We start from the raw sequence: 20627 nt of genomic DNA on the forward strand, positions 1-20627 counted from the left end.
CCCGCCTGATCACTCAGGCGGGGCTTTTTAGTGGCCGATGGAATCAGGCGAGGGGTTTAGGCTCGTGCTCTTCTTCCAGGGCTTCTACCACTTCCTCAGCGGAACGCAGGTTCTCGTCGATGGCGGGGGCAGTGTGCTCAACCACGGCTTCGGCTGCCGGGGCAGGAGCCTCGACCACTTCAGCGACAACCGGAGCAGCTACTGGAGCAGCAGCGGCAGCCAGTTCGGCTTCCTTGCGGCGACGACGCACTTCACGCGGGTCGTTTGGTGCGCGGCCATTTTCGGTCAGGGCGCTGGCCGGAGCTTCAATTACCGGAGCGGCAACTTCGGCAACCACTGGCGCTTCTTCGACGACCGGAGCTGCAACAACTACTGGCTCGGCGGCGATGACTTCAGCTACTGGCGCTGGAGTTTCTTCTACCGGGGCAGGCGCTGGTGCTTCGAAAGCGGCGGCGGGTTCGGCAGTCCATTGGAAGGCAGTCTGTTCTTCGCGAACTTCACGCACTTCTGGGGTTGCTTCGACCACTGGCGTTTCGACAGCGGCTTCAACGGCCGGCTGTTGTTCAACAACAACGGTAGGCTCGGATACCACTTCGGCTACAGGCTGAGGCTCGCGAACTTCGCGAACTTCGCGAATTGGCGCAACTTCCACTTCAGTAGTTGCTGGCGTCGAGGCTTCAACAACTGGCGTCTCAACTACAGCGTTTTCCTGTATAGCAGCAGTGGCGCGTTCAGCCTGCTCGTTGGCTTGGGCTTCAGCGGGTGCGCTGATGACCGAGCGGGCAACGGCAGCGGTAACGGCCAGGCCAGCGGCCAGTTCGGCACTGGTTGGTTCGCTGTCGTCGTCGTTGGCTTCGCCGGTCTCTTCGGAGCCTTCGATCACGTTGCCGTTGGCATCACGTTGACGCTCGCGACGGTTGCTGCGACGACGCTGGCCACGGGAGCGGCGGCGTGGACGATCGCCTTCGGCGTTGTCCTGACCGTCTTCCTGCAGTTGCTCTTCGTTGGACAGCAGTTCTTCTTCTTCGCTGGCGGTAGCAGCCTGTTCGGCGTGAGGTTGACGCTCTTCACGCGGTGCACGTGGAGCACGTTCTTCACGCGGCTGGCGAGCTGGGCGTTCTTCGGTCGAAGCAACAGCGGCGACGGTCGGAGCGGCATCCAGCGGTTCGCGCAGTTCACGCACACGCTCTTCACGCTCGCCACGAGGCTTGCGGTCTTCACGAGGTGCACGAGGTGCGCGTGGTGCACGTTCTTCACGAGGCGCACGTTCTTCGCGGGCTACGACCGGAGTTTCTTCGCGGGCTTCACGTGGCTGGCGCTCTTCACGTGGTGCGCGTTCTTCACGCGGAGCACGTTCTTCGCGCGGCTTGCGCTCTTCGTCACGGCGACCGTTACGGTTGCGGCTCTGCTGGCGACCGTTGCGACGCTCTTCATTGCGAGCAGGGCGTTCGGTGGCTGGCTTCTCGACGACAACTGGAGCAGCAGGCTCTTCCTTGGTGGCGAACAGGCTGACCAGCGACTTCACCAGACCCTTGAACAGGCTTGGCTCCGGCAGGGCGGCAGGTGCTGCAACCGGGGCGACATCTTCAACCGGAACCGGTGCGTTGGCACGGGCCGGTGCGGTCTTGACGGCCGCTTCCTGACGAACCAGGGTGCGGGTCGCGGCGGCTGGCTGGACTTCTTCCACTTCGGCAGCGGCAGCAGCGATTTCGTAGCTGGACAGATTGACGTGGGCTTCCGGGCTGTCATCACGCAGGCGCTGCACTTCGAAGTGCGGCGTTTCGAGGTGATCGTTCGGCAGGATGACGATACGGGCACGGGTGCGCAGTTCGATCTTGGTGATCGAGTTGCGTTTTTCGTTGAGCAGGAAGGCTGCAACCGGAATCGGCACCTGGGCGCGGACTTCGGCGGTGCGGTCTTTCAGGGCTTCTTCTTCGATCAGGCGCAGGATCGCCAGGGAGAGCGATTCAACGTCACGGATGATGCCGGTGCCGTTGCAGCGTGGGCAAACGATGCCGCTGCTTTCGCCGAGCGAAGGACGCAGGCGCTGACGGGACATTTCCAGCAGGCCGAAGCGCGAGATGCGGCCAACCTGTACGCGGGCACGGTCGGCTTCCAGGCATTCGCGGACTTTCTCTTCCACGGCGCGCTGGTTCTTGGCAGGGGTCATGTCGATGAAGTCGATGACGATCAGGCCGCCGATGTCGCGCAGGCGCAACTGACGGGCGATTTCTTCGGCGGCTTCAAGGTTGGTCTGCAGTGCGGTTTCTTCGATGTCGCTGCCTTTAGTGGCGCGCGCCGAGTTGATGTCGATGGACACCAGGGCTTCGGTCGGATCGATAACGATGGAGCCACCGGAAGGCAGTTCAACGACGCGCTGAAAAGCGGTCTCGATCTGGCTTTCGATCTGGAAACGGTTGAACAGCGGGACGCTGTCTTCGTACAGCTTGATCTTGCTGGCGTACTGCGGCATCACCTGGCGGATGAAGGTCAGGGCTTCGTCCTGGGCTTCAACGCTGTCGATCAGCACTTCGCCGATATCCTGGCGCAGGTAATCGCGGATGGCGCGGATGATCACGTTGCTTTCCTGATAGATCAGGAAAGGCGCGGAACGATCCAGGGACGCTTCTTTGATAGCGGTCCACAGTTGCAGCAGGTAATCGAGGTCCCACTGCATTTCTTCGCTGCTGCGGCCCAGGCCGGCAGTGCGCACGATCAAGCCCATGTCGGCAGGAGCGATCAAGCCGTTCAGCGCTTCACGCAGTTCGTTGCGCTCTTCACCTTCGATGCGGCGGGAAATACCACCGGCACGTGGGTTGTTCGGCATCAGAACCAGATAGCGGCCAGCCAGGCTGATGAAGGTGGTCAGGGCGGCGCCCTTGTTGCCACGTTCTTCTTTTTCCACCTGAACGATGACTTCCTGGCCTTCGCTCAGGACGTCCTTGATGTTCACGCGGCCTTCAGGAGCTTTCTTGAAGTATTCGCGGGAGATTTCTTTGAGGGGCAGAAAACCGTGGCGCTCGGAGCCGAAATCGACAAAGGCAGCCTCAAGGCTTGGTTCGATACGAGTAATCCGGCCTTTATAGATGTTGGCCTTCTTTTGCTCGCGTGCACCGGACTCAATATCCAGGTCGTAGAGGCGTTGGCCGTCTACCAGTGCAACACGCAACTCTTCGGGTTGAGTTGCGTTAATCAGCATTCTTTTCATGTTATACCGTCGGTTTCCGGGCTGCCGGAAACGGCGTTCGGCACACACGACTTCTCACGGTCGGTGTCAGGTGCGTCAAGAGTGGTTGGCCACTCCAGTGTCCAGCGACATCTGTCCAATGGGACAAAGTCGCGACGGACGCGTCCTGCTTGTTTGCTGTGGTGACTAACGCACCACTTAAACAAAAGCTAAGGTCAGGAGGAGGAATCAACCGGCGACTGTGGACGAGATGAAGCGTCTAAATATAAGCCTAGTGCTACACAGTCCGACGGTTGTGCATCTCCACCCTACACGTATCCCTGATAATTCGGGTGCTGCCGCGCGCAGAATCCGCAGCGGGTTGGCATTTACCGTGTTCTCCAATGGGGAGACCACGCTCATGGCTAAACAAGACCGGGTGTGGGCAACTGTGCTCTCACTCAGCTCGTAACAGGCGTTGTTTCCGAAGCATTCGCCGTGGTCTGGTTCAAGACTGACTGCACTTTGTGAACTGGCCGTAAATATCGGCGCAAAAGGCGAGTAATTGCTCTGCTCTTTGCACTCGCTTCAGGCCTCATGTCACCTGCGCTTGTTACAATCTTGAGCCTTCCAAGGTGGCGAAAGCCCCGTAGGACGGCCTCGCGTCCTGATGAATTGCGATGGTCAGGGCCGGCTGTTTACCGTTAGTCCTCTGTCCAGGCCGCTTTTGGCGACGTTCGCGACTATAGCAGCAATGATTAAGTGCTTCAATTCCATAAAAAATTGTTATCATTCCCGCCATGACGACTACCGCCCCCCAGACCCCCAGCGTCCAGCTGCTTGAGGTCTCGCCGGAATATGCCGGCCAACGCATCGACAACTTTCTTCTTGCCAGGCTCAAAGGCGTGCCCAAGACCTTGATTTATCGCATTTTGCGTAAGGGCGAAGTGCGCGTGAACAAGGGCCGGATCAAGCCCGAGTACAAGTTGCAGGCGGGCGATATTATCCGTGTGCCCCCGGTACGGGTGCCTGAGCGCGACGAGCCCGTTCCCCTGGCTCAGGGTCTGTTGCAGCGCCTTGAGGCGTCGATTATCTTCGAAGATAAGGCGCTGATCGTGATCAACAAGCCTGCCGGCATTGCCGTGCACGGGGGCAGCGGCCTCAACTACGGGGTGATCGAAGCCTTCCGTCAGTTGCGCCCTGATACCAAGGAGCTGGAGTTGGTCCATCGCCTGGACCGTGATACCTCCGGCCTGCTGATGATCGCGAAAAAGCGCAGCATGTTGCGCCATCTGCACGCCGCCCTGCGCGGTGACGGTATCGATAAACGCTATATGGCCTTGGTCCGTGGCAACTGGGCGACGTCGATCAAGAGCGTGCGAGCGCCGTTGCAGAAGAGCAACCTGCGCTCCGGCGAGCGCATGGTCGAGGTGAACGAGGAGGGCAAGGAAGCGCTGACCCTGTTCAAGGTGCTGCGTCGCTTTGGTGACTTCGCAACGATGGTTGAGGCCAAGCCCATTACGGGTCGTACCCACCAGATTCGCGTTCATACCCTGCATGCGGGTCACTGTATTGCCGGTGATACCAAGTACGGTGACGAGGGTTTCTCCAAGGAAATCCGCGACCTGGGCGGCAAGCGCTTGTTCCTGCACGCCTATATGCTGACTGTGCCGCTGCCCGATGGTGGCGAATTGAAGCTACAAGCGCCTGTCGATGAAATGTGGGCCAAGACCGTGGAGCGCCTGAGTGTCGCGCCTTGACTACAAGCTGCTGATCTTTGATTGGGATGGCACCCTGTGCGATTCCATTGGTCGGATTGTGGAATCGATGCATGCGGCTTCGACGCGTTCTGGGTATGAGCTGTGCAGCGACCTGGCAGTCAAGGGCATCATCGGCCTGGGCTTGCCGGAAGCAATCCGCACCCTGTATCCGCAGATTGGCGACGATGAGCTGGTAGCGTTTCGTCAGTGCTATGCCGATCACTACATGGCTCTGGATGCCCAGCCTTCGCCGCTGTTTGAGGGGGTGGTGCAGTCCATGGAAGCGTTCCGTGCCGAGGGCTATCACTTGGCGGTGGCCACCGGCAAGGCCCGTCGCGGGCTGGACCGGGTGCTCAAGGCGCATGGCTGGGAAGATTATTTTGATGTCACTCGTGCTGCGGATGAAACCGCCAGCAAGCCTCATCCTCTGATGCTTGAGCAGATCCTCGCTCATTGTGGCGTGTCGCCCCGTCAGGCGTTGATGGTGGGTGATGCGTCGTTCGATCTGATGATGGCGCGCAATGCCGGAATGGACTCCGTGGCGGTCAGCTACGGCGCTCAGTCTGGCCAAGCCTTGCAGGCGTATGAGCCAAGGCTGACGATTGACCGTTTTGCTGAATTGCAGGCCTGGCTCAGCCGGGATAGTTAAGTATTTGCTGGGGTGGATGGAATGACCGATGAGTGGAAAGCGCCTGAGAAGGCCAGTGCCAATAGCGGCGATGACAAAAGTTGGAAGCTGCTGGAGAAAACCTTGCTGGCCAGTGTCCAGGAGCAGCGTCGCTCCCGGCGTTGGGGGATCTTTTTCAAGTTTCTGACCTTTATTTACCTGTTGGGAATGCTGGCGCTGTTCAGTCCGCTGGTGGATATGGAGAAAAGCGCCACCCGTAGCGGTAATTACACGGCATTGATCGAAGTGCGCGGGGTGATTGCCGACAAGGAGTCTGCCAGCGCCGACAATATCGTCAGCAGCCTGCGGACGGCTTTCGAGGACTCCAAGGTCAAGGGCGTGATTCTGCGCATCAACAGCCCGGGTGGCAGCCCGGTGCAGTCGGGTTACGTGTATGACGAGATTCGTCGTCTGCGCGCCTTGCACCCGGACATCAAGCTGTACGCGGTTATTTCCGACCTGGGGGCTTCTGGTGCCTACTACATCGCCAGTGCCGCTGATCAGATTTACGCCGACAAGGCCAGCCTGGTGGGTTCCATTGGTGTGACGGCGGCCGGCTACGGCTTTGTTGGCACCATGGAGAAGCTGGGTGTTGAGCGCCGCACCTACACGTCTGGCGAGCACAAGTCGTTCCTGGATCCGTTCCAGCCGCAAAAGGCTGACGAAACCCAGTTCTGGCAGGGCGTGCTGGATACCACTCATCGGCAGTTCATTGCCAGCGTCAAGCAAGGGCGCGGTGATCGGCTCAAGGATAAAGATCATCCGGAGCTGTTCTCCGGGTTGGTCTGGTCGGGTGAGCAAGCGCTACCGCTGGGCTTGATCGATGGCCTGGGTAGTGCCAGTTCAGTAGCGCGCGATGTGATTGGCGAGAAAGAGCTAGTGGATTTCACGGTCCAGGAATCGCCGTTTGATCGCTTCTCGAAAAAGCTCGGCGCTAGTGTGGCCGAGCAGTTGGCGATGTGGATGGGCTTTCAAGGGCCGACCTTGCGCTGATTGCCACCGCTCAATAGAAGCCGGCCCTTGTGGCCGGTTTTCTGTTTTGGCGGGTTACGGAATCTGTATGCCTTCGGTCAGCAACATATCTACCAGTCGAATCAGCGGCAAGCCCACCAGACTGGTCGCGTCAGGGCCTTCAGTGCTTTGAAACAGGCTCACCCCCAAGCCTTCGGCCTTGAAGCTGCCTGCGCAGTCGTAGGGCTGTTCAATGCGCAGGTAGCGCTCGATGCGTGCGGCGTCGAGCGTGCGCATGTGCACGGTAAAGGGGATGCAGTCGACCTGGCAGTGCCCGGTGTTGCTGTTCAGTACGGCCAGGCCGGTGAGAAAACTGACGCGCTTGCCACTGGCTGCCAGCAGTTGCTCGCGGGCGTTTTCGAAGGTGTGGGGCTTGCCGATGATTTTTCCGTCGAGTGCGGCTACCTGATCCGATCCGATGATCAAGTGGCCTGGATGGCTGTCAGCAAGGGCGCGGGCTTTTTCTTCGGCCAGGCGCTTGACCAACGCTATGGCGGACTCGTCCGGTCGGTGGCTTTCGTCGATATTGGGCGAACTGCAGATGAACGGCAGGTGCAAGCGGTTCAACAATTCCCGACGATAAATCGAGCTTGAAGCAAGTAATAACGGCAGCATGGGCGTCTCCTCAAGGCAGTCGCGGATTCTAGCGAGGTGGTCGGGTGACGGACAGGGCTGAATTTCCTTTGACATGGCTGGGTGCATCCCTATAATGCTGCGCCTATGTTGAATGACCCGATTCCACCTCACGTTGACCCGCGCAAATTGGCTGATCGTGGCACCACCCTTCAAGGTGAACTGCTGCTGGCCGATTTGGAGAGACTCTGCGACCCGCTTTCCGACACTGTCGGTACGGTGCAGGCTAAATTTATTTTTGAGCGAGATGAACGTAAGTCTGTGGTAATCCACAGCTTTATCGACACCGAGGTTAAAATGGTTTGCCAGCGTTGTCTTGAGCTGGTCACCCTGCCGATCCACAGCGAATGCAGTTATGTTGTGGTGAAAGAGGGTGCGAATACCCAGTCGTTGCCGAAAGGTTATGACGTTCTGGAACTGGGCGAAGATCCTTTGGATCTGCAGTCACTGGTCGAGGAGGAGCTTTTGCTTGCCTTGCCCATTGTGCCTGCTCATCATCCGGAAGAATGCCAGCAGCCGGCGGGTCTCGATGAGCCCGAACCGAGCGAGGACGAGGTAACGCGGTCCAACCCGTTCAGTGTATTGGCGCAGTTAAAGCGTGACCCAAACGTTTAGGAGTTAATCAATTATGGCTGTTCAGCAGAACAAAAAATCCCGCTCTGCCCGTGACATGCGTCGTTCGCACGACGCCCTGACGGCTAGCACTCTGTCTGTAGAAAAAACCACCGGTGAAATTCACCTGCGTCACCACGTATCGCCAGAAGGCGTATACCGTGGCCGTAAAGTGATCGACAAGGGCGCTGACGAGTAATCACTTGTCTGCTCAAGTCATCGCGATTGACGCAATGGGCGGGGACTTCGGTCCCCGCAGCATTGTTCAGGCCAGCATTGCTTGCCTGTCTGCCACACCCTCGCTGCACCTGACCCTCGTCGGTCAACCCTCCCTACTTGAAGAACTGATTGCCAGCCATCCGGCTGTGGATCGCGTGCGCCTGACGATTACGGCCGCCAGCGAAACCATCGGCATGGATGAAAAGCCTGCGCAGGCCTTGCGTGGCAAGCCGGACTCTTCCATGCGCGTAGCGCTTGAGTTGTTGCGCGATGGCAAGGTCCAGGCCGTGGTCAGCGCCGGCAATACCGGGGCCTTGATGGCCTTGTCGCGCTATGTGCTGAAGACCCTGCCAGGGATTGACCGGCCGGCGATGGTGGCGGCGATTCCGACTCAGCGTGGCTATTGCCAATTGCTGGACCTGGGGGCGAATGTCGATTGCAGTGCTGAGAATCTGTTGCAGTTTGCTGTGATGGGCTCAGTGGCGGCCGAAGCGTTGGGTGTTGTCCGGCCTCGGGTTGCCTTGCTTAATATCGGCACAGAGGACATCAAGGGCAATCAGCAGGTCAAGCTGGCCGCCAGCCTCCTGCAAGGTGCGCGGGGCTTGAACTACATCGGGTTTATCGAAGGTGACGGTTTGTATCGCGGCGAAGCGGATGTGGTGGTGTGCGACGGTTTTGTCGGCAATATCCTGCTCAAGTCCAGCGAAGGGCTGGCCACCATGATTGCCGCGCGCATCGAGACGTTGTTCAGGAAGAACCTGGCTTCGCGCCTGGTGGGCGCCTTGGCGCTGCCGTTGATGCGGCGTCTGCAGGCTGACCTGGCGCCAGCGCGGCATAATGGCGCGAGTTTTCTCGGCTTGCAGGGGATAGTGGTGAAAAGTCACGGTTCAGCGGGGGTGCAGGGCTTTCAAAGTGCCATTCAGCGTGCATTGATCGAAATCCAGGAAAGCCTGCCGCAACGCTTGCACGGCCGTCTTGAGGATCTGTTGCCTTAGGCGAATTGGTCCGGGAATGCTTACAATGTGACCGGCCAGTTCAATTGACCATCCAATTTGTCAGTTTCTTGCGCTCCCACCTGTGGGGCGTCAATTCACCGACGACCAGATCATTAGGGGCTTGTTACATGTCTACATCCCTCGCATTCGTCTTTCCAGGGCAGGGTTCGCAGTCCCTCGGCATGTTGGCCGAGTTGGGCGCGCAATATCCGCTGATTCTGGAAACCTTCAAGGAAGCTTCCGACGCCCTGGGTTACGACCTTTGGGCGCTGACCCAGCAGGGGCCGGAAGAGCAGCTCAATCAAACTGACAAGACCCAGCCGGCCATTCTCACCGCCTCTATCGCGCTGTGGCGTCTTTGGCTGGCTGAGGGTGGTGTGCGCCCGGCCTACGTTGCTGGCCATAGCCTGGGCGAATACAGCGCCCTGGTGGCGGCTGGAAGCCTGACCCTCGGTGAAGCGGTCAAACTGGTAGAGCGCCGCGGCCAACTGATGCAAGAGGCTGTTCCAGCCGGGCAGGGTGGCATGGCTGCCATTCTCGGTCTGGAAGATGCTGACGTGATTGCAGCCTGCGCCGAAGCGGCCCAGGGCGAAGTGGTCAGCGCCGTCAACTTCAACTCGCCAGGCCAGGTGGTGATCGCCGGTGCCAAGGCCGCTGTCGAACGCGCCATTGAAGGCTGCAAGGCCCGTGGTGCCAAGCGTGCGCTGCCGCTGCCAGTCAGTGTGCCGTCCCACTGCGAACTGATGCGCCCGGCTGCCGAGCGCTTTGCGCAGGCGGTCGCCGCGATCAACTGGCAGGCGCCGCAGATCCCGCTGGTGCAAAACGTTAGCGCTGCCGTTGCCCCAGACCTGGAAGCCCTCACGCGTGATTTGCTTGAGCAGCTGTACAAGCCAGTCCGTTGGGTCGAATCGATCCAGGCCTTGGCTGCTCAAGGTGCCACCCAGTTGGTCGAGTGTGGTCCAGGCAAAGTCCTGGCCGGCCTGAACAAGCGCTGCGCCGAAGGCGTGTCGACTTCCAATCTCAATACCCCGGATGCCTTCGCTGCCGCTCTTGCGGCACAGGCCTGAAATAAGGAGAAGCCTGCATGAGTCTGCAAGGTAAAGTTGCACTGGTGACCGGCGCAAGCCGCGGGATTGGCCAGGCTATCGCCCTGGAACTGGGGCGCCTGGGCGCTGTAGTCATCGGCACCGCGACCTCCGCCGCCGGCGCCGAGCGTATCGCCGCGACCTTGAAGGAAAACGGCGTTCAAGGCACGGGCCTTGAGCTCAATGTGACCAGTGACGAATCAGTCGCAGCGGTATTGGCCGAAATATCGGCGCAATTCGGCGTGCCGGCTATTCTGGTCAACAATGCCGGTATCACCCGCGATAACCTGATGATGCGCATGAAAGACGACGAGTGGCATGACGTTGTCGACACCAACTTGAACAGTCTGTTTCGCCTGTCCAAGGGGGTTTTACGTGGCATGACCAAGGCGCGTTGGGGGCGAATTATCAATATTGGCTCGGTAGTAGGTGCCATGGGCAACGCAGGCCAAGTAAACTACGCAGCCGCCAAGGCAGGTCTGGAAGGTTTCAGTCGTGCATTGGCGCGTGAAGTCGGCTCGCGGTCGATTACGGTCAACTCGGTGGCCCCAGGGTTCATCGATACCGATATGACCCGCGAATTGCCTGAAGCACAGCGTGAAGCCTTGCTGACGCAGATTCCGCTGGGCCGTCTGGGCCAGGCTCAAGAGATCGCGAATGTGGTCGCTTTCCTGGCATCCGACGGTGCGGCATACGTGACTGGGGCTACAATTCCGGTGAACGGCGGGATGTACATGAGTTAAATTGTGACGGTTTGCTTCAAAAAAATGTCATACGTGCTGTCTAAAATCCGTTATAAAGCTGCAATCTATTTATAGTCAGATGGCCGATAGGGTAGGAGGGTGAAGCTTTCAGTTGAAAAACTGAAAAGCCTTTCTATACACTTACCCACTGGCCAGCTGCCTGAATTTGTCCATTAGGAGTGAAAACAAGGTATGAGCACCATCGAAGAGCGCGTCAAGAAAATCGTTGCCGAGCAACTGGGCGTTAAAGAAGAAGAAGTGACCAATAGCGCTTCCTTCGTTGAAGACCTGGGTGCCGACTCCCTTGACACCGTTGAGCTGGTGATGGCTCTGGAAGAGGAATTCGAGACCGAAATCCCTGACGATGAAGCTGAAAAAATCACTACCGTTCAAGCTGCTATCGACTACGTTACTGCTCACGATAGCAAGTAATTTGTAATCGTCGCTTGCTGTGATGGAAAAACCGCACTGCCCTATGGCGTGCGGTTTTTTCCTTTAGGCCGGATGCAAAGTGTCGTCATTAGAAAAAGGAGAGTGCTGTGTCGCGTAGACGCGTCGTAGTCACCGGTATGGGTATGTTGTCGCCACTGGGCACGGATGTGCCGAGCAGTTGGCAGGGCATTCTGGCTGGCCGCAGTGGTATTGGTCTGATTGAACATAGGGACCTTTCTGCCTATTCCACCCGTTTTGGCGGCTCGGTAAAGGGCTTCAATGTCGAGGAATATCTCTCGATCAAGGAGTCCCGTAAACTCGACCTGTTCATTCAATACGGTTTGGCAGCAGGTTTTCAGGCGGTGCAAAATGCCGGCCTGGAAGTAACCGACGCCAACCGTGAGCGCATCGGCGTGGCTATGGGTTCGGGTATTGGTGGTCTGACCAATATCGAAGAAACCAGCCGCACCCTGCACGAATCCGGGCCTCGTCGAATTTCACCGTTCTTCGTGCCAGGTTCGATCATCAATATGATTTCTGGTTTCCTGTCCATCCACCTGGGTGCGCAGGGGCCTAACTACGCCATTTCCACAGCCTGTACCACAGGTACTCACTGCATCGGCATGGCGGCGCGCAATATTGCCTATGACGAGGCCGACGTGATGATCGCCGGTGGCGCCGAGATGGCCGCCTGCGGGCTGGGCATGGGCGGCTTCGGTGCTTCCCGTGCGCTGTCGACTCGTAATGACGAGCCGGACCGTGCCAGCCGTCCGTGGGACAAGGGCCGTGATGGGTTCGTGCTGTCCGACGGTGCCGGTGCGCTGGTCCTCGAAGAGCTGGAGCACGCCAAGGCCCGTGGCGCTATCATCTACGCCGAGCTGATCGGATTCGGCATGAGCGGTGACGCCTACCACATGACGTCGCCACCGGCTGACGGTGCGGGTGCAGCACGCTGTATCACCAATGCGCTGCGGGATGCGAAGATCAACTTCGACCAGGTGCAATACATCAACGCCCACGGCACTTCGACGCTGACTGGCGACTTGGCGGAAGCTGAGGCCATCAAGTCGGTGTTCGGCGATCACGCCTACAACCTGGCGGTCAGCTCCACCAAGTCCATGACCGGTCACCTGTTAGGTGCGGCGGGCGCGGTCGAAGCGATCTTCAGCGTGCTGGCGATCAAGGATCAGGTCGCACCGCCGACCATTAACCTTGATGAGCCAGACGAAGGCTGTGATTTGAACTTCGTGCCTCACGAGCCGCAGAAGATGCCGATCGACGTGGTGTTGTCCAACTCGTTCGGTTTTGGTGGCACCAACGGTTCCCTGGTGTTCCGCCGGTTCGCCGAGTGATGCACAGCTGGGTCGACGGTCAGCCAGCGGACACAGTGCCTCTGAAAGATCGCGGCCTGGCATACGGCGATGGCTTGTTTGAAACCATTGCCGTCAAGGCTGGGCGCCCCGTGCTGCTCGACCGCCACCTGCAGCGCCTCGCCGAAGGCTGCAGGCGTTTGGCGATTGTTGCGGATCAGAACCTGATCCGCAGCGAATTGCTGAGTTATGCCGCCGCACTGGGCGATGGTGTACTCAAACTGATCCTGACCCGAGGCGATAGCCAGCGCGGTTATGGCATTCAACCTGGCGCAACTGCGCGCCGTATTCTGCAGGGCAATCCGCCCGCTACTTATCCAGAGACGCATGCTTTATCGGGCATACGCCTGTTTCCGTGCGCCACCCGTTTGTCCGAGCAACCCGTGCTCGCGGGTCTCAAACATCTCAACCGTCTGGAACAGGTGATTGCCCGTTCCGAGTGGCAGGATGCCGATCACGCCGAAGGTTTGATGCTGGATATTTCCGGTCGAGTCATCGAAGGCGTCTTCAGCAATCTGTTCCTGGTTCGTGACGGCATGTTGCTGACCGCTGATTTGAATCGCTGTGGCGTCGCCGGCGTCATGCGGGCCGAGGTGTTGGCCCAGGCGGGTACGTTGGGTATCCCGGTGAACGTCACCGATATCAGCCTTGAACAGTTGCAGCGGGCGGACGAAGTCTTTGTTTGCAACAGCGTATATGGCATTTGGCCTGTGCATGGATGTGGGGTGATGAGCTGGTCGATTGGGCCACTCACCCGTAAACTGCAAGGCATTGTTCGCGCGCTATTGGATATTTGATTTGAGACGTAAATTTGTACTGCTGCTGGAGATTGGTCTGGTCCTGGCAGGTTTGCTGCTGGGTGCTTCGGCCTGGAAGCTCAATAGCGCCCTTGAGCAGCCCTTGAGCCTGACGCAAGAGCAGTTGCTGGATGTGCCCGCCGGATCGACACCGACAGGCACCTTCAATCGCCTGCAAGCTGATGGTGTGATCCAGGACGCGTTCTGGTTGCGTCTCTACTGGCGCTTCAACCTTGATGGTCAGCCACTGCACAGCGGTGAGTACCGCATGTCTCCCGGCATGACTGCGCAGGGCCTGATCGGCCTGTGGCAGCGCGGTGAGGTGGTGCAATACAGCTTGACCCTGGTGGAGGGCTGGAACTTCCGCCAAGTGCGCGCCGCCCTGGCCAAGCATGAAAAGATCGAGCAGACCCTGGCAGGCTTGAGTGACAGCGAGGTGATGGACAAGCTCGGCCATCCGGGCGTCTTTCCGGAAGGGCGCTTCTTCCCCGATACCTACCGCTTCGTGCGTGGTATGACTGACGCCGAACTGCTGAAGAAGGCCTACAACCGTCTGGACGATGTCCTTGCCCAGGAATGGAGCAAGCGTGCCCCGGCTGTTCCCTACACCGAACCTTATCAAGCGCTGATCATGGCTTCCCTGGTGGAAAAAGAGACCGGAGTGCCTGAAGAGCGCGGGCAGATTGCTGGAGTGTTTGTGCGACGCATGAAAATCGGCATGCCGCTGCAAACCGACCCGACCGTGATCTACGGCATGGGCGAGCAGTACAACGGTAAGCTGACCCGCGCTCATCTCAAGGAGCCTACGCCCTACAATACTTATACGATTCCCGGTTTGCCGCCGACGCCGATTGCCATGGTCGGCCGCGAGGCGATTCATGCTGCACTGAATCCGGTGCCTGGCAGCAGCCTGTATTTTGTTGCCCGTGGCGACGGTAGCCATATTTTCTCTGACAACCTGGATGCGCATAATTCTGCTGTGCGTGAGTACCAGATCAAGCGCCGCGCCGATTATCGTTCCAGCCCTGCGCCGGCTGCGAAGCCGGCGGACAGCACGCCGCTCCCGGCTGACGCACCGCCCGAAGTGCCGGCGGAGCAATCCCCGGCACCTGACGCCGCTGCGCCACAAAGCCCGCAATGACTCTGACTAAGGACTGCCTGTGACTGGCTTGTTTATTACCCTGGAAGGCCCGGAAGGCGCAGGCAAAAGCACCAACCGCGAATACTTGGCCGAACGCCTGCGGGCCGAGGGCATCGAGGTATTGTTGACTCGCGAGCCGGGCGGTACGCCCCTGGCCGAGCGGATCCGCGAGGTGTTGCTGGCTCCGGGCGACGAGCAGATGAACCCGGACACCGAGCTGCTGTTGGTGTTTGCCGCCCGTGCCCAGCACCTGGCCGAAGTGATTTGCCCGGCCCTGGCCCGTGGTGCAGTGGTGATCTGTGACCGTTTTACCGATTCCACTTACGCCTATCAGGGTGGCGGCCGTGGCTTGTCCCTTGAGCGTATCGCGACGTTGGAAACCTTTGTCCAGGGCGACTTGCGCCCACACTTGACCCTGGTGTTCGACCTGCCGGTGGAAGTCGGCCTGGCCCGAGCCAGCGCTCGTGGGCGCCTTGACCGCTTCGAGCTGGAAGGCCGGGTATTTTTCGACGCCGTGCGCAGTGCCTACCTCAAGCGCGCCAAGGCAGACCCGGCGCGCTATTGCCTGGTGGACGCGGCGCAGCCTCTGACTCAGGTTCAGCAGGCACTGGATGCCCTGATGCCGAAACTGTTGGAGCTTTACCGTGGCTGAAGCCTACCCATGGCAGGACAGTCTGTGGCAGCAACTGGCCGGTCGTGCCCAGCACGCCCATGCCTATTTGCTCCATGGGCCGGTGGGTATCGGCAAGCGGGCGTTGGCCGAGCGCTTGATGGCCAGCCTGCTGTGCCAGCGTCCGCACGGCCTGGAAGCCTGCGGCGAGTGCAAATCGTGCATGCTGCTCAAGGCCGGCAGTCATCCGGACAACTACGTGCTGGAACCGGAAGAGGCCGACAAGGCCATCAAGGTCGATCAGGTTCGTGACCTGGTCAGCTTTGTGGTGCAGACCGCACAGATGGGCGGGCGCAAGGTGGTGTTGATCGAGCCGGTAGAGTCGATGAACATCAACGCTGCCAACGCCTTGCTCAAAAGCCTGGAGGAGCCGTCTGGCGATACCGTGCTGCTGTTGGTCAGTCACCAGTCCAGCCGCTTGCTGGCGACCATTCGCAGTCGCTGCGTGCAACAGGCTTGCCCGTTGCCGAGCGAGGCCATGAGTTTGCAGTGGTTGGGCCAAGCGTTGCCGGAGTGCAGTGCAGAGGCGCGTATCGAGTTGCTGACCCTGGCTGCCGGCTCGCCATTGGCCGCAGTCAAGTTGCAGGCTCAGGGCGTGCGCGAGCAGCGGGCGTTGGTGGTTGATGGCGTGAAAAAACTGCTCAAGCAAGAGCTATCCGCCACGCAACTGGCCGAAACAGCCTGGAAAGATATTCCACTGCTGCTGCTGTTCGACTGGTTCTGCGACTGGTCCAGCCTGATTCTGCGCTACCAGCTGACCCAGGACGAAAGCGGTCTGGGCTTGATGGATATGCGCAAGGTTTTGCAATACCTGGCGCAAAAGAGCGCTCAGGACAAGGTCTTGAATATTCAGGACTGGATACTCGCCCAGCGCCAGAAAGTCCTGGGCAAGGCCAACCTCAATCGGGTGCTGCTGCTTGAGGCGTTGCTGGTGCAATGGGTCGGGTTGCTCGGCCGCCGCTGATCTTTTCGGGGCCCACGGGTTTACCGTTGGCCAGACACTCCCTGTGACGCAAGTTGTAACTTCCTATGCTCGTAGATTCCCATTGTCACCTTGACCGTCTCGACCTTACTGCACACAACGGTTCCCTGGATGCCGCTCTCGACGCTGCTCGCCAGCGCGGGGTAGGGCACTTCCTGTGCATTGGCGTCAGCGCCGAAAACGCCGCCGACGTCAAAGCTCTGGCCGAGCGCTATGCCGATGTCGATTGCTCGGTGGGCATCCATCCCCTGGACCTCAAGCCCGGCGAAGCGCCTGCTCTGGACTGGCTGCTGGGTGAGCTCAATCACCCCCGGGTAGTCGCGATCGGCGAGACCGGCCTGGATTATCACTACGAACCGGAAGCGGCCGAGTTGCAGCAAGCGTCGTTTCGCCTGCACCTGCAAGCCGCGCAACAGACCGGTAAACCGGTGATCGTTCACACCCGTGGCGCCCGTGCCGATACCTTGGCACTGCTTCGGGAAGCCGCGCTGCCCCAGGCCGGTGTGCTGCATTGCTTCACTGAAGATTGGGACATGGCCAAGGCTGCCCTAGACCTGGGCTTCTACATCTCCTTGTCGGGTATCGTTACCTTTCGCAATGCCGACGCCCTACGGGATGTGGCACGCCAAGTACCGGCGGACCGCCTGCTGGTGGAAACCGACTCGCCTTACCTGGCGCCTATCCCTCATCGTGGCAAGCCGAACCTGCCGGAATACGTGCGCGATGTGGCGGACTATCTGGCGATGTTGCGGGGCGAGTCCTACGAGCGCTTTGCCGAGCAGACCACAGAGAACTTCAAACGCCTGTTTGCGCAGGCTCACGTTGGTTAATGAGCGCGGGTTAAATCCCAGGCAAAAAAAACCCGGGTTCTGGGGGGTGAATCCGGGTTAAGACCATTAGGAGTAAAACAAGGGCACGCAGTCCGTCGGTGCCCATATCGGCGCGTCACTTGGGGGAGATGTCACGCCGACATTTCAAGTATTGATCAGTATCCCGTTCAGTCCAGCCGCATCTGATCGTTTTTTAAACAGATTTGGAATACGCCCGCTTCGGTTGAGTTCTCATTGAGACGATGCACGCTGCAGGGTGGTACGTATTATTTCTGACCCATATAGCTCCAATCGTTGGCGGGCTGTAAGTTAAGTGCAAGGGTTGTTCATATAGACGTTGCCCAACGACCGTACAGTCCGGATAATCCCTCGGACCGGGTAAAACGTTCCGTCACGCATCTCCAATCGAAGCATGCGGTACGTAACCCTTCCATTACTGACCTCTGCAGACCTTTTTCTTATGCACAAAGAACCCCGTAAGGTCCGTGAGTTTCGCCGCCGCGAGCAGGAAATTCTCGACATCGCACTCAAGCTGTTTCTCGAACAGGGTGAAGACAGCGTCACTGTCGAGATGATTGCGGATGCCGTGGGTATCGGCAAAGGCACGATCTACAAGCACTTCAAGTCCAAGGCCGAGATCTATTTACGCCTGATGCTCGACTACGAGCGGGATTTGAATGAGTTGCTGCACTCGGCCGATGTCGATAAGGACAAGGAAGCCTTGTCCCGAGCCTATTTCGAATTCCGCATGCGCGACCCGCAACGCTACCGCTTGTTTGATCGCCTGGAAGAGAAGGTGGTCAAGGGCAACCAGGTGCCCGAGATGGTCGAGGAACTGCACAAGATTCGTGCCTCGAACTTCGAACGCCTGACCCTGTTGATCAAGGGCCGCATCAGCGAAGGCAAGCTCGAAGACGTGCCGCCATATTTCCATTACTGCGCCGCTTGGGCGTTGGTGCACGGCGCCGTGGCGCTGTACCACTCGCCGTTCTGGAGCAACGTGCTGGAAGATCAGGAAGGGTTCTTCCAGTTCCTGATGGACATCGGCGTGCGCATGGGCAACAAGCGCAAGCACAGCACCGAGCTACCGAGTGCCGAAACGCCTGCCGCCTAAGTCAATTGCCAGATAATTTACTGCTGGGTGCAGTAACCCAGGAATATACTCAGGTAAGGATCTTGCTAAAATCTGATTTATCAGTCAGGTTTTAGTGCGCCCGAATTATCCTCTGCCGGAGTGATCCATGATCGTTGATCGTCAAGGCAGGCGTTTTCGCAATTTGCGAATCAGCCTGACCTCAGCCTGCAACTACGCCTGTACCTACTGCGTGCCAAACGGCAAGCGGCTGGTGGCTGCGCAGGACGAGCTCTCGGCCGAGGCCATGGCGCGGGGCGTCGCTTATCTGATCGAGGCTGCTGGCATCGATCGCCTGCGTATTACCGGTGGCGAGCCGCTGGTCAGCCCCAAGCTTGAAGCCTTTATGGGCGCGGTAGGCAAGATGGGCCTGAGCGATATCAGCCTGACCACCAACGGCCAACTGCTGGCCCGCAAGCTGCCGTTGTTGGTGGATGCAGGGATTCGCCGGATCAACGTTTCTCTCGATACCCTGGACGCTGATGCCTTTCGCAGTATCGCCCGTGGCGGCGACTTGGCCACCGTACTCGATGGCATGGACCAGGCGCGCGCCGCAGGGATCAAAATCAAGGTCAATATGGTGCCGTTGCGCGGGCAGAACCTGGACCAGGTTCTGCCGCTGCTCGACTATTGCCTGGAGCGTGGCTACGAGTTGCGCTTTATCGAATTGATGCGCATGGGCCACCTGGCCAGCGACTCCAATGCCTTCCTCCAGCAGTTCGTCAGCCTGCAGCAGTTGCTGAGCCTGATTGGCGCCCATCACGACTACCTGCAAGCCGATGCCCCGGTGGATGCCACTGCGGTGCGTTATGAAGTGCCCGGCAAAGGCTTCTTCGGCGTGATCGCCAACGAAAGCGTGCCGTTCTGCCGTACCTGCTCACGGTTGCGCCTGTCGTCCACCGGTTGGCTGCATGGCTGCCTGTCGTCGAGCAATCGCCACTATGTCGGCGACCTGCTGGACAAGCCGCGTCACCAGGCTTTGCCGGCCTTGCAGCGCTTGCTGGTCAAGGCCTTGGGTGACAAGCAGGAAGTGGCGTTTTCTGGTGGGGCCACGATCATGAAGATCATTGGCGGCTAGTCGCTCAAGCTGGCGTAAAATCTGCATCTCGTGCCTATTCGCCGGTTTTCCGTCACCGGCCTCTGGAGGATAGGATGCGTAGTCTGGTTTTGTTGCTGGCGTCGTTAGCGCTGGGCGGCTGCATGACAGTCAGCGATATGGCCGAAGGCACTCGCTATCAGATGAGCGATGCCGGGTTGCTGGATCACAGCAATACCCGCCGTTCCAACTCGATCCGCATACAGCCGGACTCCTTTATCTTTATCGCCCAAGGCGCATTCACCCCGCCGGGCAGCGCCTATCCACGCCCCAACGTGGTGGCCGAAGAAGCATTCAACGGCTTTATCGAATACTTCCCCATGGTCCGCCGCGCCCGCTCGCCGGAAGGCCTGGAGGAGGCGATGGCCGAAGCCCGCAGCGTCGGCGCCCATTACCTGTTGTATACGCGCTTTGCCAAGGCCGACGACCGGATCGGCAATGCCGACGAATGGACCGACCAGCAGGCCGTGGACCGGCTGGGGATCGACAGCGGCGTCATTCAGATCATGTTGATCGAGACCAGCACCCAGTATTTGATTGATACTGCACGGATTCGCAGTCGTGGCGGTTTACTGACGTTCCACGACAACAAACCCGAAGATCTGCTTGGGCCGCCGCTTGCGCAATACGCTCGCAGCCTGTTGGGCATGAGCGATCAGTAAGTCAAAGGAGACAGCATGAGCGATTCGGCCAAGGCCAACGACCTGTTGGCACAACTGCCCAAGGGCAAGGGACCGGCGCCGGTTCACCTGTGGAACCCGGATTTTTGTGGCGATATCGACATGCGAATTGCCCGTGACGGGACTTGGTTCTACATGGGCACGCCCATCGGCCGTAAACCCATGGTCAAGCTGTTCTCCAACATCATCCGCCGCGATGGCGATGATTACTTCCTGATTACCCCGGTGGAAAAGGTTGGGATCAAGGTCGACGACGCACCCTTCATCGCCTTGACCCTGGAAGTTGAAGGGCAGGGCGAAAGCCAGGTCCTGCGCTTTACCACCAACGTTGAAGATCAGGTCGAGGCTGGCCTAGAGCATCCGCTGCGGGTGGTGACTGATCCAGATACTCAAGAGCCAGCGCCTTATTTGCGGGTGCGCACCAACCTCGAAGCCTTGGTTCATCGCAACGTTTTCTACCAGTTGGTGGAGCTGGCGGTGTCTCGTCCGATCAACGGTCAGAACTGGCTTGGCGTATGGAGCGGCGGGGTGTTTTTCCCCATCGGCCTGGAACCCTGAGACCGATTTCCCCTTTCCCCTGAAATAATTTGCTTGCTGTAGCGAGGC

The 20627-nt window shown here is 59.1% G+C and carries 21 protein-coding genes; 19 read left to right on the plus strand and 2 right to left on the minus strand.

What is annotated here, in order from left to right:
* Positions 1–43: 43 nt before the first annotated feature.
* Positions 44–3208, minus strand: coding sequence for a ribonuclease E (rne, locus tag ACZRJ6_RS12800; protein WP_463968394.1), 3165 nt, complete (start codon positions 3206–3208; stop codon positions 44–46).
* A 758-nt stretch (positions 3209–3966) separates the two neighbouring features.
* Here rne and rluC point away from each other — a divergent pair.
* Genes rluC through ACZRJ6_RS12815 form a run of 3 tightly spaced genes read left to right on the plus strand, consistent with a single transcriptional unit; the run spans position 3967 to position 6586 of the window.
* Positions 3967–4926: a 23S rRNA pseudouridine(955/2504/2580) synthase RluC gene (gene rluC / locus ACZRJ6_RS12805; RefSeq protein WP_149413507.1), complete on the plus strand. Its 960-nt coding sequence runs from the start codon at positions 3967–3969 to the stop codon at positions 4924–4926.
* Positions 4913–5575: an HAD-IA family hydrolase gene (locus ACZRJ6_RS12810; protein ID WP_463968395.1), complete on the plus strand. Its 663-nt coding sequence runs from the start codon at positions 4913–4915 to the stop codon at positions 5573–5575. The genes rluC and ACZRJ6_RS12810 overlap by 14 nt, the downstream gene beginning before the upstream one ends.
* Positions 5576–5596: 21 nt before the next feature.
* Positions 5597–6586 carry a S49 family peptidase gene (locus tag ACZRJ6_RS12815; RefSeq protein ID WP_463968396.1) on the plus strand — a complete coding sequence of 330 codons (990 nt, stop codon included), beginning with the start codon at positions 5597–5599 and terminating at the stop codon, positions 6584–6586.
* A 54-nt stretch (positions 6587–6640) separates the two neighbouring features.
* Here the strand turns inward: ACZRJ6_RS12815 and ACZRJ6_RS12820 are convergent, their stop codons facing one another.
* Entirely contained in the window at positions 6641–7219 is a 579-nt protein-coding gene (locus tag ACZRJ6_RS12820; RefSeq protein WP_463968397.1) for a Maf family protein, read from the minus strand.
* 105 nt (positions 7220–7324) lie between these two features.
* On the opposite strand from ACZRJ6_RS12820, the gene ACZRJ6_RS12825 reads away from it, so the two are divergent.
* The 16 genes from ACZRJ6_RS12825 to ACZRJ6_RS12900 all read left to right on the plus strand — a co-directional run bounded on the left by ACZRJ6_RS12825 (position 7325) and on the right by ACZRJ6_RS12900 (position 20579).
* Positions 7325–7852 carry a YceD family protein gene (locus ACZRJ6_RS12825; RefSeq protein WP_133099186.1) on the plus strand — a complete coding sequence of 176 codons (528 nt, stop codon included), beginning with the start codon at positions 7325–7327 and terminating at the stop codon, positions 7850–7852.
* A gap of 13 nt (positions 7853–7865) precedes the next feature.
* Positions 7866–8048, plus strand: a complete 183-nt coding sequence (rpmF, locus tag ACZRJ6_RS12830; protein WP_008152339.1) for a 50S ribosomal protein L32 — start codon at positions 7866–7868, stop codon at positions 8046–8048.
* 4 nt (positions 8049–8052) lie between these two features.
* Positions 8053–9063, plus strand: a complete 1011-nt coding sequence (plsX, locus tag ACZRJ6_RS12835; RefSeq protein ID WP_463968398.1) for a phosphate acyltransferase PlsX — start codon at positions 8053–8055, stop codon at positions 9061–9063.
* A 128-nt stretch (positions 9064–9191) separates the two neighbouring features.
* Complete coding sequence (gene fabD, locus ACZRJ6_RS12840) at positions 9192–10130, plus strand: ACP S-malonyltransferase (RefSeq protein ID WP_463968399.1); 939 nt, start codon at positions 9192–9194, stop codon at positions 10128–10130.
* Between the two features lie 17 nt (positions 10131–10147).
* Positions 10148–10891, plus strand: coding sequence for a 3-oxoacyl-ACP reductase FabG (fabG, locus tag ACZRJ6_RS12845; RefSeq protein WP_133099183.1), 744 nt, complete (start codon positions 10148–10150; stop codon positions 10889–10891).
* Between the two features lie 192 nt (positions 10892–11083).
* Positions 11084–11323 carry an acyl carrier protein gene (gene acpP / locus ACZRJ6_RS12850; protein WP_133099182.1) on the plus strand — a complete coding sequence of 80 codons (240 nt, stop codon included), beginning with the start codon at positions 11084–11086 and terminating at the stop codon, positions 11321–11323.
* A 107-nt stretch (positions 11324–11430) separates the two neighbouring features.
* Positions 11431–12675, plus strand: a complete 1245-nt coding sequence (gene fabF / locus ACZRJ6_RS12855; protein ID WP_463968400.1) for a beta-ketoacyl-ACP synthase II — start codon at positions 11431–11433, stop codon at positions 12673–12675.
* Entirely contained in the window at positions 12675–13490 is an 816-nt protein-coding gene (gene pabC, locus ACZRJ6_RS12860) for an aminodeoxychorismate lyase (RefSeq protein WP_463968401.1), read from the plus strand. The genes fabF and pabC overlap by 1 nt, the downstream gene beginning before the upstream one ends.
* A 1-nt stretch (position 13491) precedes the next feature.
* Positions 13492–14631 carry an endolytic transglycosylase MltG gene (gene mltG, locus ACZRJ6_RS12865; RefSeq protein WP_463968402.1) on the plus strand — a complete coding sequence of 380 codons (1140 nt, stop codon included), beginning with the start codon at positions 13492–13494 and terminating at the stop codon, positions 14629–14631.
* Positions 14632–14650: 19 nt separating this feature from the next.
* On the plus strand, positions 14651–15283 hold the full coding sequence (tmk, locus tag ACZRJ6_RS12870; RefSeq protein ID WP_463968403.1) for a dTMP kinase: 633 nt from the start codon (positions 14651–14653) through the stop codon (positions 15281–15283).
* A complete protein-coding gene (locus ACZRJ6_RS12875; RefSeq protein WP_463968404.1) occupies positions 15276–16265 on the plus strand; it encodes a DNA polymerase III subunit delta' in 990 nt (329 codons plus the stop codon). Before tmk ends, ACZRJ6_RS12875 begins: the two co-directional genes overlap by 8 nt.
* 65 nt (positions 16266–16330) lie before the next feature.
* Positions 16331–17113: a TatD family hydrolase gene (locus tag ACZRJ6_RS12880; protein ID WP_133099176.1), complete on the plus strand. Its 783-nt coding sequence runs from the start codon at positions 16331–16333 to the stop codon at positions 17111–17113.
* Positions 17114–17573: 460 nt separating this feature from the next.
* Positions 17574–18227 carry a TetR/AcrR family transcriptional regulator gene (locus tag ACZRJ6_RS12885; protein ID WP_149413496.1) on the plus strand — a complete coding sequence of 218 codons (654 nt, stop codon included), beginning with the start codon at positions 17574–17576 and terminating at the stop codon, positions 18225–18227.
* 127 nt (positions 18228–18354) lie between these two features.
* Positions 18355–19323: a GTP 3',8-cyclase MoaA gene (locus ACZRJ6_RS12890; protein WP_149413495.1), complete on the plus strand. Its 969-nt coding sequence runs from the start codon at positions 18355–18357 to the stop codon at positions 19321–19323.
* A gap of 74 nt (positions 19324–19397) precedes the next feature.
* Positions 19398–20003, plus strand: coding sequence for a DUF4823 domain-containing protein (locus ACZRJ6_RS12895; RefSeq protein ID WP_463968405.1), 606 nt, complete (start codon positions 19398–19400; stop codon positions 20001–20003).
* A 15-nt stretch (positions 20004–20018) separates the two neighbouring features.
* Positions 20019–20579, plus strand: coding sequence for a DUF1285 domain-containing protein (locus ACZRJ6_RS12900; protein WP_463968406.1), 561 nt, complete (start codon positions 20019–20021; stop codon positions 20577–20579).
* Positions 20580–20627: the final 48 nt, after the last annotated feature.

Source organism: Pseudomonas sp. C321 (genome assembly GCF_055407105.1).